Raw genomic sequence first — 15,538 nt, 5'->3', positions numbered from 1 at the left:
CGGTGCGGGTGTGGGATGTGCGGCGGGTGGTGGAGGCGTTGCGGTTCATGGGGCAGGCCCGGCATGTCGGCAAGGTGGTTCTGACGGTCCCGCGTGCTCTTCCGGTGGCTGGGACGGTGTTGGTCACGGGTGGGACGGGTGCGCTGGGTGGGTTGGTGGCCCGTCATCTGGTGACCGCGCACGGGGTCGGCAATATCGTCCTGACGAGCCGTCGGGGTCTGGGTGCGCCGGGTGCTGCTGAGTTGGTGGCGGAGTTGGGTGCGCTGGGTGCGGATGTGAGTGTGGTGGCGTGTGATGTGGCGGATGAGGTGGCGGTGCGCGGGTTGGTGGAGGGGATCGGCGAGCGGTTGGCGGTGGTGGTGCATGCGGCCGGGGTGCTGGATGACGGCACGTTCGCCGGCTTGACGGCGGAGCGGCTGGCCCGGGTGATGCGGCCGAAGGTGGACGCGGTGCGTCATCTGCACCATGCCACCGCCGGACTGGACTTGGCCGCGTTCGTGGTCTTCTCCTCCGTGGCCGGGGTGGTGGGAACGGCGGGGCAGGCCGCGTATGCGGCTGCGAATGCGGAGCTGGATGCGTTGATGGTTCAGCGGCGTGCGCAGGGTCTGCCTGGTCTGTCGCTTGCGTGGGGGCAGTGGGATGCGGCCGGGATGGCGGGCACGCTGGGTGAGGTGGATCTGGCGCGGATGGCCCGTGCGGGTATCCGCGCGATGCGGCCCGCCGAAGCCCTCGCTCTGCTCGACGCGGCTCTCCAGCGCGACGAACCCGTGCTGGTCCCGGCCCGGTTCGACCTGCGGGCCCTGGCGCAGGTGGACGATCTGCCCGCGATCTTCCGTGCCCTGGTCCGCGCCCCCCGGCGCCGGACCGCTAGCGCGATCGAGTCGCCCACCACGCTCGCCCAGCGCCTCACCGTTCTGCCCGAGGCCCAGCAGCGGGAACTGCTCGACGAGTTGATCCGTACCCACGCCGCCACCGTCCTCGGCCACGGCGATCCGCAGGCGGTCGAGATGCAGCGGGGCTTCCTGGAGCTGGGCTTCGACTCGCTGACGGCCGTCGAACTACGCAACCGCCTCCAGCAGGCCACCGGCGTCCGCCTGCCCACCACGCTGATCTTCGACTACCCGGCCCCGGCGGCGCTCGCCGGCCACCTGCACGAGGAGTTGCGGCCGGCGGATACGGCTCCCGCCGCACCCGGCTTGGACGAGCTGGACCGCCTGGAGGCGGCCGTCGCCGAACTGGCCGCCGACAGCGACCACCGGGGTCGGCTCGCCAAGCGGATCCAGTCCCTGCTCTGGAAGTTGGAGGGTGACCCGGTCCCGGACGGCGGGGCCGACGGTGGCGGACTCGGCGCGGCCAGCGACGACGAGATGTTCGCCCTGATCGACAAGGAGCTCGGGCTCCAGTGAACCGTCCAGTCCCCGCGAAGTGCTCAGGGAAGAGGGTTGCTCTCGATGGCTAGCAACGAGGACAAGCTCCGCGAGTACTTGAAGCTCGTCACCACCGACCTGCGGCAGACCCGCCAGCGCCTCCAGGCGGTCGAAGCACGGGTGAACGAGCCGATCGCGATCGTCGGCATGGCCTGCCGCTACCCGGGCGGCGTCAGCTCGCCGGAGGAGCTGTGGCGGCTGGTGGCCGACGGGGTGGACGCGATCGGCGAGTTCCCCACCGACCGCGGCTGGGACCTGGACGCGCTCTACGACCCGGACCCGGACCGGCAGGGCACCAGCTATGTGCGCGCGGGCGGATTCCTGGACGGAGCAACCGAGTTCGACGCGGACTTCTTCGGCATCTCGCCGCGCGAGGCGCTGGCCATGGACCCGCAGCAGCGCTTGGTGCTGGAGACCTCCTGGGAGGCGTTCGAACGGGCCGGCATCGACCCGGCGGCGCTCAGGGGCAGCCCGACCGGTGTGTACCTCGGCGCGGGCAACTCCGGCTACCTGGTGGGCATGCAGCCGTTGCCCGATGGCGTGGAGACGTACTCGCTGACCGGCAACGCGGCGAGCGTGCTCTCCGGCCGGGTGGCGTACACCCTCGGGCTGGAGGGTCCGGCGATCACCGCCGACACCGCCTGTTCCTCCTCGCTGGTGGCGATGCACCTGGCCGGGCAGGCCCTGCGCGCCGGCGAGTGCGGCCTCGCCCTGGCGGGCGGGGTCACGCTGCTGCCGACGCCGCGCCTCTTCGTGGACTTCAGCCGGCAGCGCGGACTCGCACCGGACGGGCGCTGCAAGGCGTTCGCCGCAGGAGCGGACGGCACCAGCTGGGCCGAGGGCGCGGGCGTGCTGGTGCTGGAGCGGCTGTCCGACGCCCAGCGCAACGGCCACCGGGTGCTGGCCGTGCTGCGCGGCTCGGCGACCAACCAGGACGGTGCCAGCAGCGGCCTCACCGCTCCCAACGGTCCGTCGCAGCAGCGGGTGATCGAGGCCGCGCTGGCCAATGCCCGGCTGACGGCCGATCAGGTCGACGCCGTGGAGGCGCACGGCACCGGCACCGCGCTCGGCGATCCGATCGAGGCGCAGGCACTCCTCGCCACCTACGGGCGTGCGCACAGCATCGAACGGCCGCTCTGGCTGGGCTCGGTGAAGTCCAACATCGGCCACAGCGCGGCGGCCGCCGGAGTGGCGGGCGTGATCAAGGTCGTGCAGGCGCTGCGCAACGGCCTGCTGCCGCGCACGCTGCACGTGGACGAACCGACGCCCGAGGTGGACTGGTCGGGCGACACGGTACGGTTGCTGACGGAGCCCCAGGAGTGGTCGCGCGGTGCGGAGCCGCGCCGGGCCGGGGTGTCCTCGTTCGGGATCAGCGGCACCAACGCCCATGTGATCGTGGAGGAAGCGCCGGAGGCCGAGGAGCTGCCGGAGGGCGCTGAGCCGGTGGTGCGGGCGTCGGTGCTGCCCTGGGTGCTGTCGGCGAGGAGCGGTGCGGCGCTGGCGGGCCAGGCGCGGCGGCTGAGCGGGTGGACGGGCGACGACCCGGCGTACTCGCTGGCGGCTCAGCGGGCGCAACTGGGTCACCGGGCGGTGGTCTTCGACGAGGCCGGGCTGCGGGCGCTGGCGGAGGGCGAGCCGGCGGCGAGCCTGGTGTCGGGCGTGGCGGGCGATGGGCGGACGGTGTTCGTCTTCCCCGGGCAGGGGTCGCAGTGGGTGGGGATGGGGTCCGAACTGCTCGATGCCTCACCGGTGTTCGCCGCACGCATCGCGGAGTGTGAGCAAGAGCTGAGCGCATACGTGGGCTGGTCGCTGACCGAAGTGCTGCGCAGTGGCCAGGGGTTGGACCGGGTGGATGTGGTGCAGCCGGTGCTGTGGGCGGTGATGGTGTCGCTGGCGGCGCTGTGGCGGTCGTGCGGTGTGGAGCCGGCGGCCGTGGTGGGGCATTCGCAGGGCGAGATCGCGGCGGCGTGCGTGGCGGGGGCGTTGTCGCTGGAGGACGGTGCGCGGGTGGTCGCGTTGCGGTCGCGGGCGCTGCTGGCGCTCTCGGGCAGGGGCGGCATGGTCTCGGTGCCGCTGCCGGCTGAGGAGGTGTCGCTCGCGCCGTACCAGGGCCGGATCTCGATCGCCGCGCTCAACGGCCCCTCCTCCACCGTGATCTCCGGCGACCCGGAGGCACTGGAGCAGTTCCTCGCGCAGCTCGAGCGCGCCCGCCGGATCGACGTGGACTACGCCTCCCACTCGGCGCACGTGGAGGCGATCCGCGAGGAGCTGCTGACCGCCCTCGCGGGCATCACCCCGCTTGAGGCCGAGGTGCCGTTCCACTCCACCGTGACCGGCGAGTTGATCGACACCACCGCTCTGGACGCCGAGTACTGGTACACCAACCTGCGCGAGCCGGTCCGCTTCGCCCCCGTCATCGAGGCGCTGGCGGCGCGCGGCTACGGCGTCTTCGTCGAGGTCAGCGCCCACCCCGTGGTCACCGCCGGCGTCACCGAGTGCCTGGAGCACGCCGCCTCCCGCGCCGTCGCCCTGGGCACCCTGCGCCGTGAGGAGGGCGGACCCGAGCGCTTCCTGCACGCCTTGGCCAAGGCCTGGACCGCCGGCGCCCCCGTTGACTGGCGGGCCGTCCTGCCGGCCGACGCGAAGCCCGTCGACCTCCCCACCTACGCCTTCCAGCGCACCCGCTACTGGATCACCGCGCCGTTCGTCGCCCCCGGAGCCGCCGCCGATGCCGCCGAGGCGGAGTTCTGGGCCGCCGTGGACACCGGGGACCTCGCCGCCCTCGACCAGCTGCTGCCGCTGGACGGCGCGGCCTGGGCCGAGGTGGCGCCCGAGCTGGCCGCCTGGCGGCGCGGGCGGCGCGAGCGGTCGGTGCTCGACTCCTGGCGCTACCGCGTGCTCTGGCGCCCCGCCGCCCCCGGACCGCTCGCGCCCGCCGAACTCCCGGGCCGCTGGCTGCTGCTGGCGCCGAAGGGCAGCGGAAGCGACCTGCTCACCGGCCAGACCGTCACCCGCATCGAGGTGGACGCGCCCGACCGTGGCGCACTCGCCCGCCTGCTGCGCGAAGCGGCCCAGGGCGCCACGGGGTTGGTCTCGCTGCTGGATGCGCCGGGCACCCTGGTGCTGCTCCAGGCCATGGCGGAGGTCGGCCTCGACGCCCGGCTCTGGTGCGTCACCCGCGGGGCCGTCTCGACCGGCGAGGGCGACCCCGTCACCGCCCCCGAGCAGGCCCAGCTCTGGGGGCTCGGCCGGACGGCCGCCCTGGAGTACCCGCAGCGCTGGGGCGGCCTGGTCGACCTCCCGCCGCAGGGCGCCGAGGCGCCGGCCGACGAGGCGCTGGCCGCGGTGCTGGCCGACCCGGGCGGCGAGGACCAGGTCGCGATCCGCCCGTCCGGCAGCTATGTGCGCCGCCTCGTCCGCGCCGCCGCCGACCGGCCCGTGCGCGCCTGGACGCCCAGCGGCACCGTGCTGGTCACCGGCGGCACCGGCGTGGTCGGCGCCCAGGTGGCCCGCTGGCTGGCCGCGCGCGGCGCCGGGCGCCTGCTCCTGCTGAGCCGCCGCGGCCCGGACGCCCCCGGGGCGGAGCAACTGCTCGCCGACCTCCGGGCGGACGGCGCGGAGGCCGAGATCGCGGCCTGCGACGTCTCCGACCGGGACGCGCTCGCCGCCCAGCTGGCCCGCCTGGCCGCCGCCGGCACCCCGGTGCGCACCGCCGTCCACACCGCCGCCCGGATCGAGCTGGCCGCCCTGCACGAGACCACCCCCGCCCAGTACCGAGCGATCGTGGCCGCCAAGACGACCGGCGCCCAGCACCTGGACGAACTGCTGGACCCGGACGCGACCCTGGTGCTCTTCTCCTCCATCACCGGCGTCTGGGGCAGCGGCGACCACGGCGCGTACGCCGCCGCCAACGCCCACCTGGACGCGCTGGCCGAGCGGCGGCACGCGGCAGGCCGGCACACCGTGTCGATCGCCTGGGGCGTCTGGGACGCCTACAACGACCGCGACGCCGAGGACACCGCCCGCCGACGCGCCGTCACCGCCCGGTCCAGCGACCGGGGCCTGCCGCTGATGGACCCCGCGCTCGCCTGTGCCGCCCTGCAGCAGGCGCTCGACCGGGACGCCGCCACGGTCGCCGTCGCCCAGGTCGACTGGCCGCGCTTCACCGCCCTCTACACCTCCGCCCGGCCCACCCGCCTGCTGGCCGAGCTGCCGGAGGCCGAGCAGCCCGCCGCCCCGCGCGCCGCCGAGCCGGGCCGGACGGCGGCGCTGCGCGGCCGGCTGGCCGCGCTGCCCGCCGCCGGGCAGCAGCACGAGCTGCGTGAGCTGGTCCGCAGCCACGCGGCCGCCGTGCTGGGCCACCAGAGCGGCGGGGCGGTCGACCCGCACCGGCCGTTCCGCGACTTCGGCTTCGACTCGGTGACCGCCGTCGAGCTGCGCACCCGGCTCGCCGAGGCCACCGGCCTCGCCCTGCCCGCGACCCTGGTCTTCGACCACCCCACGCCGGCCGCTGTCGCCGCCCGGATCGCGGCCCTGCTGCTGGGCACGCAGGCCGGCGCCACCGCCCCGGCCCCGGCCGTGCAGGTGGTGAGCGGCGAGCCGATCGCCATCGTCGGCATGGCCTGCCGCTACCCGGGCGCGGCGTCGCCGGACGCGCTGTGGCGGCTGCTGGCGGAAGGCGGGGACGCGATCGGCCCGCTGCCCGAGGGCCGGGGCTGGAGCCTGGACGCGCTCTACGACCCGGACCCGGACCGGACCGGCCGCAGCTATGTGCGCACCGGCGGCTTCCTGGCCGACGCGGACCGGTTCGATGCCGAGTTCTTCGGCATCTCGCCGCGCGAGGCGCTGGCGATGGACCCGCAGCAGCGGCTGCTGCTGGAGACGAGTTGGGAGGCGGTCGAGCAGGCCGGGATCGACCCGAGCAGCCTGCGCGGCAGCCGCACGGGCACCTTCGTCGGCGCCAACCAGCCCGAGTACGGCGTGGCCGGGCAGGCGCTGCCCGCCGAGCACGAGGGCCATCTGCTCACCGGCGCCAGCGCGAGCGTGGTCTCCGGCCGGGTCGCCTACACGCTGGGCCTGGAGGGCCCGGCCGTGACCATCGAGACCGCCTGCTCCTCCTCGCTGGTCGCCCTGCACCTGGCCGCGCAGTCGCTGCGAGCCGGGGAGTGCGAGCTGGCGCTGGCCGGCGGGGTGGCGGTGCTGGCCACGCCGACCGCGTTCATCGGGTTCAGCCGGCAGCGCGGGCTGGCGGCGGACGGGCGGTGCAAGGCGTTCGCGGACGGGGCCGACGGCATGGGGCTGGCCGAGGGCGTGGGCGTACTGCTGCTGGAGCGGCTGTCGCACGCGCGGCGCAACGGCCACCGGGTGCTGGCGCTGGTCCGGGGCTCTGCGACCAACCAGGACGGCGCCTCCAACGGCCTCTCGGCCCCGAACGGACCGGCACAGCAACGGGTGATCGAGCAGGCGCTCGCCAATGCCGAGCTGACGGTCGGTCAGGTGGATGCGGTGGAGGCGCATGGGACGGGCACCCGGCTCGGTGATCCGATCGAGGCGCAGGCGCTGCTCGCGACGTACGGCCAAGGGCGGGCGGCGGAGCGGCCGTTGTGGCTGGGTTCGGTGAAGTCGAACATCGGGCACACCCAGGCGGCTTCGGGTGTGGCCGGGGTGATCAAGATGGTGCTGGCGCTGCGGGAGGGGTTGCTGCCGCGCACTCTGCACGTCGACCGGCCGACGGGGGAGGTGGACTGGTCGGCGGGCGCGGTGTCGCTGCTCACGGAGGCGGTGGAGTGGCCGGGCGGGGCGGAGCCGCGTCGGGCCGGGGTGTCCTCGTTCGGGATCAGCGGGACCAATGTGCACGTGATCCTGGAGGAGCCGCCGGAGGTCGAGCCGGTGGCGGCCGTCGAGCAGCCCGTGCTGGTGTCGCCGGTGCTGCCGTGGGTGGTGTCGGCGAGGAGCGGGGTTGCGCTGGCGGGGCAGGCGCGGCGGTTGGGCGAGTGGGCGGGGGCGGACCCGGCGTTCTCGTTGGTTGTGGGGCGGGCGGCGTTGGAGCATCGGGCGGTGGTGTTCGATGCGGAGGGGTTGCGTGCGTTGGCGGCGGGGGAGCCGGCGGCGGGGCTGGTGTCGGGTGTGGCGGGGGATGGGCGGACGGTGTTCGTCTTCCCCGGGCAGGGGTCGCAGTGGGTGGGCATGGGCGCCGAACTGCTGGACTGCTCGCCGGTGTTCGCGGCCCGCATCGCGGAGTGTGAGCGGGCGCTGTCGGCGTATGTCGACTGGTCGCTGTCCGAAGTGCTGCGCGGTGGTGCGGGGTTGGACCGGGTGGATGTGGTGCAGCCGGTGTTGTGGGCGGTGATGGTCTCGCTGGCCGCGCTCTGGCGCTCGTGCGGCGTCGAGCCGGCGGCGGTGGTGGGGCATTCGCAGGGGGAGATCGCGGCGGCGTGCGTGGCGGGGGCGTTGTCGCTGGAGGACGGTGCGCGGGTCGTCGCCCTGCGCGCACGGGCCCTGCTGGCGCTCTCGGGCAGGGGCGGCATGGTCTCGGTGCCGCTGGGAGCCGATGAGCTGTCGATCGAGGAGTACGAGGGCCGGATCTCGATCGCCGCGATCAACGGCCCTTCCTCCACCGTGATTTCCGGTGATGTCGACGCGCTGGAGCAGTTCCTCGCCGCACATGAGCGGGCCCGGCGGATCGAGGTGGACTACGCCTCGCACTGCGCCCACGTCGAAGCGATCCGCGAGGAGCTGCTGACCGCCCTAGCGGGCATCACCCCGCGCGCGGCCGACGTACCCTTCCACTCCACCGTCACCGGCTCACTGCTCACCACCACCGCCCTGGACGCCGAGTACTGGTACACCAACCTCCGCAACCCCGTCCGCTTCGCCGAGGTGATCGGCAAGCTGCTGGAGGACGGCTACGGCCTCTTCGTCGAGGCCAGCGCCCACCCCGTGGTCACCGTGGGCGTCGGCGAGGTGATCGCCGGGCACGGGAGCCCGGCTGCCGCCCTCGGTACGCTGCGCCGCGAGGAGGGCGGCCCGCAGCGGTTCCTGCGGTCGCTCGCCGAGGCCTGGGTGCAGGGCGCGGCGGTGGACTGGCGGCGGGTGCTGCCGGCCGGTGCGCGGCCGGTGGAGCTGCCGACCTACGCCTTCCAGGGCGAGCGGTACTGGCTGGCGCCGCAGACGGCGGCGGATCCGGCGGAGGCGGAGTTCTGGGCGGCGGTGGAGCGCGCCGACCTGGCCGAGCTGTCCCGGGTGGTGCCCGGGGCCGAGGACGCGTGGGGCCCGGTGGCCGCCGGCCTGGCGGCCTGGCGGCGCAGCCGGCGCGAGCGGTCCCGGCAGTACCGGATCGAGTGGCACCGGCTGACCGAGCCGCCCCGGACCGAACTGCCCGGCCGCTGGCTGCTGCTGGCACCGACCGGCGGGGGCAAGGACCTGCTGCCGGAGAACGCCGAGCGGATCGAGGTGGACACCGCCGACCGGGACACCCTCGCGCGCGTCCTGCGCGAGTCCGCCGAGGGTGTCGCGGGCCTGGTCTCGCTGCTGGACGCGCCGGGCGTGCTGGCCCTGCTGCAGGCGATGGCCGACACCGGGGTCGAGACCCCGCTCTGGTGCGTCACGCGCGGTGCCGTCTCGGTCGGTGCGGGGGACCGGTTGGTGAGCCCGGAGCAGGCCCAGATCTGGGGCCTCGGGCGGGTGGCTGCCCTGGAACTGCCGCGCCGCTGGGGCGGTTTGGTGGACCTGCCGCCGGACGGCGGCCCGGATCTGGAACCGGCCCTGGTCGCGGCGCTGGCCGCCGCGCACGGCGAGGACCAGCTCGCGGTCCGCTCCTGCGGCACCTTCGTCCGCCGCCTGGTGGGTGTCCCGGCCGGGGCGCCGCCCGCCGAGTGGACCCCCAGCGGGACCGTGCTGGTCACCGGCGGCACCGGCGTGGTCGGCGCGAGGGTGGCCCGCTGGCTGGCCGAGCGGGGTGCCGAGCACCTGGTGCTGCTCAGCCGCCGGGGCCGGGCCGCCCCGGGCGCCGACCGGCTGCTCGCCGAACTCCGGGAGGCGGGCACCCGGGTGGAGCTGGTGGCCTGTGACGTGGCCGACCGGGAGGCGCTGGCCGCAGAGCTGGCCCGGCTGGCCGCCGCCGGCACCCCGGTCCGCACCGCCCTGCACACCGCCTCCGCCGTCGCCCTCGAACCGCTCACCGACACTGCGCCGCAGCGGTTCGCCGAGATCGTCGCCGGCAAGGCCGACGGCGCCGACCACCTGGACGAACTCCTCGACCCGGCCGCCACCTTGGTGCTCTTCTCCTCGGTCACCGCCGTCACCGGCAGCGGCGACCACGGCGCCTTCGCCGCCGCCAACGCCCACCTGGACGCGCTGGCCGAGCGGCGGCACGCGGACGGCCGGCGCGCACTGTCGATCGCCTGGGGCGTCTGGGACATCGTCAACGAGCACGACGACCCGGCCGTCACCGAGCGCCGGCGCGCCGCCAACCAGCGGGCCGGCGCCCGGGGCCTGCCGCCCACCGACCCGGCCCTCGGCTGCGCCGAACTCGGCCGCCTGCTGGGCCGGTCGCCGCACGGCCACCACCCGGTGACCGTGGTCGCCGAGATCGACTGGTCCCGGTTCCTCGCCCTCTTCACCTCCGCCCGCCCGACCCGGCTCTTCGCCGCTCTGCCCGACGCCCGAACGGCTGCTCAGCCGACTCCGGTTGCTCCGCAGGACGCGGGCCTGCGGGAGCGGCTGGCCGGTCTGCCCGGCACCGAACGCGAGCGGCTGCTGCTGGAGTTGGTGCGCAGCCACGCGGCGGCCGCGCTCGGGCACGGCGGCGCGGGCGCGGTGGCGGCCGACCGGCAGTTCCGCGAGCTCGGGTTCGACTCACTGCTGGCCGTGCAGTTGCGCACCAGCCTCTCCGGCGCGACCGGGGTGCCGCTGCCGCCGTCCCTGGTCTTCGACCACCCGACCCCGGCCGCCGTCGCCGCCCACCTGCTCACCGCGCTGGCGCCCGAGGACCGGGCCCCGCTGCCCGTGCTCGCCGAACTCGACCGCCTGGAACTGGCCCTGGCCCAGCAGGGCCCGGGCAGCGGCGACCGCCCGCTGATCGCCAAACGCCTGCGCACCCTGCTGCGCCAGTACACCGGCGACCCGGCCGAGGAGCAGGCGCCGGGCGGCGACGAGGACCTCAGCGCGGCCGGCCTGACCGAGATCTTCGACCTGATCGACCGGGAGTTGGGCAACCCGTGACCGGCATCGAGAACTCCCAGCGAGGGGCGGCAATGGCCGAGAACGAGGCGAAGCTCCTCGACTACCTCAAGCGGGTCACCGCCGACCTGCGCCAGACGCAGCGGCGGCTGCGCGAGGTGGAGGCGGCCGAGGGCGAGCCGATCGCCGTGATCGGCATGGCCTGCCGCTACCCCGGCGGGGTCCGCTCGCCCGAGGAGCTGTGGCAACTGGTCGCCGACGGCCGCGACGCCATCACCCCCTTCCCCACCGACCGGGGCTGGGACCTGGCCGGCCTCTACGACGCGGACCCGGACCGGGCCGGCCACACGTATGTGACCGACGGCGGATTCCTGGACCGCCTGGGCGACTTCGACGCTGACTTCTTCGGCATCTCGCCCCGGGAGGCGACCGCGATGGCCCCGCAGCAGCGGCTGCTGCTGGAGGCCGGCTGGGAGGCGCTGGAACACGCCCGGATCGCCCCGACCGCGCTGGCGGGCAGCCGGACCGGTACCTTCATGGGCTGCAACCAGCTGGACTACTGCTGGAACGTCCCGCGGATCCCGGCCGGCTACGAGGGCTACCTGACCACCGGCAGCGCCGCCGCGGTGGTCTCCGGCCGGATCGCCTACGCACTCGGGCTGGAGGGCCCGGCGGTGACGGTGGACACCGCCTGCTCCTCCTCGCTGGTCGCCCTGCACCTGGCCTGCCAGTCGCTGCGCAGTGGCGAGTCGGCGCTGGCGCTGGCGGGCGGGGTGGCGGTGATGGCCACGCCCTCCGAGTTCGTCGGGTTCAGCGAGCAGCGCGGCCTGGCACCCGACGGGCGGTGCAAGCCGTTCGCGGCGAGCGCCGACGGCATGGGCCTGGCCGAGGGCGTGGGCGTGCTGGTGCTGGAACGGCTGGCCGACGCCCGGCGCAACGGGCACCAGGTGCTGGCGCTGGTGCGCGGGTCGGCGGTGAACCAGGACGGCGCGTCGAACGGGCTGACCGCGCCGAACGGCCCGTCACAGCAGCGGGTGATCCGCGAGGCGCTGGCGAACGCCGGTCTGACGGCCGATCAGGTCGACGCGGTGGAGGCGCACGGCACCGGCACCACCCTGGGCGACCCGATCGAGGCGCAGGCGCTGCTCGCGACCTACGGCCAAGGACGGCCGGTGGAGCGGCCGTTGCTGGTTGGCTCGATCAAGTCCAACCTCGGCCACACCCAGGCGGCGGCGGGCGTGGCCGGGCTGATCAAGATGATCATGGCGATGCGGCGGGAACGGCTGCCGCGCACCCTGCACGTGGACCGGCCGAGCGAGCAGGTGGACTGGTCGGCGGGCGCGCTCTCGCTGCTCACGGAGGCGTTGGAGTGGCCGGGCGGCGGTGAGCGGCAGAGGCGGGCGGGCGTCTCCTCGTTCGGGATCAGCGGGACCAACGCACACGTGATCCTCGAGGAGGCGCCGGCGGTCGAGGAGGAGGCGGAGGCCGGGGGCTCCCCGGTCGGGCCGCTGCCCTGGGTGGTGTCGGCGCGGTCGGAGCAGGCGTTGCGGGCGCAGGCCGGGCGACTGCGGGACTGCGCGGGCGCGCCTGCGGAGACGGGGTACTCGCTGCTCGCGACCCGGGCCGCGCTGCCGCACCGGGCGGTGGTGGTGGGCGACCACGCCGACGGGGTGCGGGCGTTGGCGGAGGGGCGGCCTGCTCCGCAGGTGGTGAGCGGGGTGGCCGGCGGGGACGGTCGGGTGGTCTTCGTGTTCCCGGGTCAGGGGTCGCAGTGGGTGGGGATGGGGGCGGAACTGCTGGACTGCTCGCCGGTGTTCGCTTCTCGTATTGCGGAGTGCGAGCGGGCGTTGTCGGCGTATGTCGACTGGTCGTTGGTCGAAGTGCTGTGCGGCGGTGTGGGGTTGGAGCGGGTGGATGTGGTGCAGCCGGTGTTGTGGGCGGTGATGGTGTCGTTGGCGCAGGTGTGGCGTTCGTTCGGGGTGGTGCCTGCGGCGGTGGTGGGGCATTCGCAGGGGGAGATCGCGGCGGCGGTGGTGGCGGGGGCGTTGTCGTTGGAGGACGGTGCCCGGGTGGTGGCGTTGCGGTCGCGGGCGTTGCTGGCGCTGTCGGGCAGGGGCGGGATGGTGTCGGTGCCGCTGCCGGTGGCGGAGGTGCCGGTTGACCGGTACGGGGGCCGGATCTCGGTCGCGGCGGTCAACGGTCCTTCGTCGACGGTGATTTCCGGGGACGTCGATGCGCTGGAGCAGTTCCTGGCGGAGCATGAGCGGGCCCGGCGGATCGGGGTGGACTACGCCTCGCACTCCGCGCACGTGGAGGCGATCCGCGAGGAGCTGGCGGTGGCGCTGGCGGGGATCGCGCCGCGCCGGGGCGAAGTGCCCTTCCACTCCACGCTGCTGGCCCAGCCGATCGACACCGGCGGACTGGACGCCGACTACTGGTACCGCAACCTGCGGCAGCCGGTGCGGTTCGCCGAGGTGATCGGCGGGCTGCTGGCGGAGGGCTTCGGCACCTTCGTGGAGGTCAGCGCGCACCCGGTGCTCACCGTCGGCATCGGCGAGACCATCGAGCAGGCCGGGGCCGCCGCCGTCGCCCTGGGCACGCTGCGCCGCGAGGAGGGCGGGCCGCGCCGGCTCACTCTCGCGCTGGCCGAGGCCTGGGTGCACGGCGTGCCCGTCGACTGGCGGGGTGCGTTCCCGCCCGGCACGCCGACCGTGGACCTGCCCACCTATGCGTTCCAGCACCGGCGGTACTGGCTGGAGGCGGATGCCGAGGCGCCGAGGGGCGACCGGGTGGAGGAGGAGTTCTGGGCGGCCGTGGCCGCCGGGGACCTGGCGGCGGTCGCGACGGCCGTCACCGCCGACGAGGCCGCACGCGCGGCCCTGGCACCCGCGCTGCCCGTGCTCGCCGCCTGGCAGCGGAGCCGGGGCGAGCGGGCGCTCGTCGACTCCTGGCGCTACCGGATCGCCTGGCGGCCGGTGCCCGAGCCGGCCGCCGGGCCCGCGCCGGGCAGCTGGCTGCTCGTCATACCGGAGGGCCGGGAAACGGAGTGGGCCGAGGCCTGCCGCGCGGCCTTGAGCGCGGCCGGGGCCGAGGTGGTGGTGCTGGAGGTGGACGCGGCCGCCGTCGAGCGGGGAGCGCTCGCCGCGCGGCTGGCCGGCCTCGCCGTGGACGGCGTGCTCTCGCTGCTCGCCGTGGACGAGCGGCCCCGGCCCGACGCGCCGGAGGTGCCCGCCGGGCTCGCCGCCACCCTCGCGCTGCTGCAGGCGCTCGGGGACGCGGGTGTCGCGGCGCCGCTCTGGTGCGCCACTCGGGGCGCGGTCGGCGAGGGCGCCCTCCGTCCCCGTCAGGCGCAGGTCTGGGGCCTGGGCCGGGTGGCCGCGCTGGAGCACCCGCAGCGCTGGGGCGGACTGATCGACCTGCCCGGGCGGTTCGAAGGCACCCCGCTGGCGGCCGCCCTCGCGGGCGGTACGGGCGAGGACCAGCTGATGCTGCGCGAGACCGGGCTGACGGCCCGCCGGCTGGTCCGGGCCGGTGCGGCCGGCCCGGTGGCGGCTCCGTGGCGGCCGAGCGGCACGGTCCTGGTCACGGGCGGGACGGGCGCGCTCGGGGCCCGGGTGGCCGAATGGCTGGCCCGGGGCGGCGCCGAGCACCTGCTCCTCACCAGCCGGCGCGGGCCGGACGCCCCCGGCGCGGAGGAGCTGACGGCCACGCTGACCGCGCTCGGAGCCACCGTCACCATCGCCCGGTGCGACGCCGGCGACCGGGCGGCGATGGCGAAGCTGCTCGCCGAGCGGCCGGTGAGCGCCGTGGTGCACTGCGCCGGGGTGCTCGACAACGAGCTGCTGGACAGCGCCGACCCGGCCCAGCTGGCGAGGGTGCTCGCCGCGAAAGTCGGCGGGGCCGACGTCCTGGACGAGCTCACCGCCGAGCTGCCGCTCAGCGCCTTCGTGCTCTTCTCCTCCAACGCGGGCGTCTGGGGCAGCGGCGGGCAGGGCGGCTACGCCGCCGCCAACGCCCACCTGGACGCGCTGGCCGAGCGGCGCCGGGCACGCGGCCTGCCCGCCACCTCCGTGGCCTGGGGTGCCTGGGCGCAGGGCGGCCTCGCCGCCGAGGCGGCGGAGCGGGCCTACCTGGACCGGCGCGGCGTCCGGGGCATGGCGCCCGAGCCGGCGATCGCCGCGCTGCAACGCGCACTGGACGAGGGTGACGGCTGCCTGGCCGTCGCGGACGTCGACTGGCCGAGGTTCGCCGCCTCCTTCACGGCGATGCGGCCCAGCCCGCTGCTCGCCGAACTCCCGGAGGCCCAGCCCGCCGAGCAGCCCGCGCCCGCGTCGCCCGGCGCCGCGCTGCGCGGCCTGCCCAAGGCGCAGCAGCTGAGCACGCTGCTGGAGCTGGTGCGGGCGCACGCGGCCACCGTGCTCGGGCACGCCGGAACGGACGCGGTGCCGGCCGAACGAGCCTTCAAGGAGCTGGGGTTCGACTCGCTGGCGGCCGTCCAGCTGCGGAACCGGCTGGCGGCCGAGACCGGGCTCACGCTGCCCGCGACCCTGGTCTTCGACCACCCGACACCCGAGGCGCTGGCCCGGCACCTGCGCGCGGCCCAGGCGGAGGACGAGGCGAGCGAGTCCGGTGTGCTCGCCGAACTGGACCGGCTGGACGCCACGTTGGCGGACGGCGACTGGGACGGCGGCGCCAGGCGGCGGATCGCCGGGCGGCTTCGGGTGCTGGCCGCGAAGTGGGGCGCCGAGGAGCACGGCGGCGACGCCGCCGGGGACGCGCACCAGGAGCTGGCGGGAGCGAGCGCGGACGAGATCTTCGACTTCATCCAGAAGGAGCTGGGCAAGGCATGAGCGCGATGGCGAAGCCGGAGGGCGCACACCGCTGGCAGGCGCGCGCCGCCCGCGCGCGGCGGCTCCCGACGACCACCACCA

The 15,538-nt window shown here is 75.7% G+C and carries 3 protein-coding genes; all 3 read left to right on the top strand.

Annotated elements, in window-relative coordinates; all coding sequences use genetic code 11:
• Nucleotides 1-1,406: beta-ketoacyl reductase (locus ACFYNO_RS22280; RefSeq protein WP_388014968.1), on the top strand; the 1,406-nt coding region annotated here is incomplete at its 5' end.
• Nucleotides 1,407-1,451: 45 nt separating this feature from the next.
• Nucleotides 1,452-10,649, top strand: coding sequence for a type I polyketide synthase (locus ACFYNO_RS22275; protein WP_388014965.1), 9,198 nt, complete (start codon nucleotides 1,452-1,454; stop codon nucleotides 10,647-10,649).
• Nucleotides 10,646-15,457, top strand: a complete 4,812-nt coding sequence (locus ACFYNO_RS22270; protein ID WP_388014962.1) for a type I polyketide synthase — start codon at nucleotides 10,646-10,648, stop codon at nucleotides 15,455-15,457. Before ACFYNO_RS22275 ends, ACFYNO_RS22270 begins: the two co-directional genes overlap by 4 nt.
• Nucleotides 15,458-15,538: the final 81 nt, after the last annotated feature.

Origin of the sequence: Kitasatospora sp. NPDC006697 (assembly GCF_042869935.1) — a bacterium.
Lineage (GTDB): Bacteria > Actinomycetota > Actinomycetes > Streptomycetales > Streptomycetaceae > Kitasatospora.
Note: the sequence above shows the minus strand (reverse complement) of the source record. Positions and strands in the feature narration are given on the sequence as shown.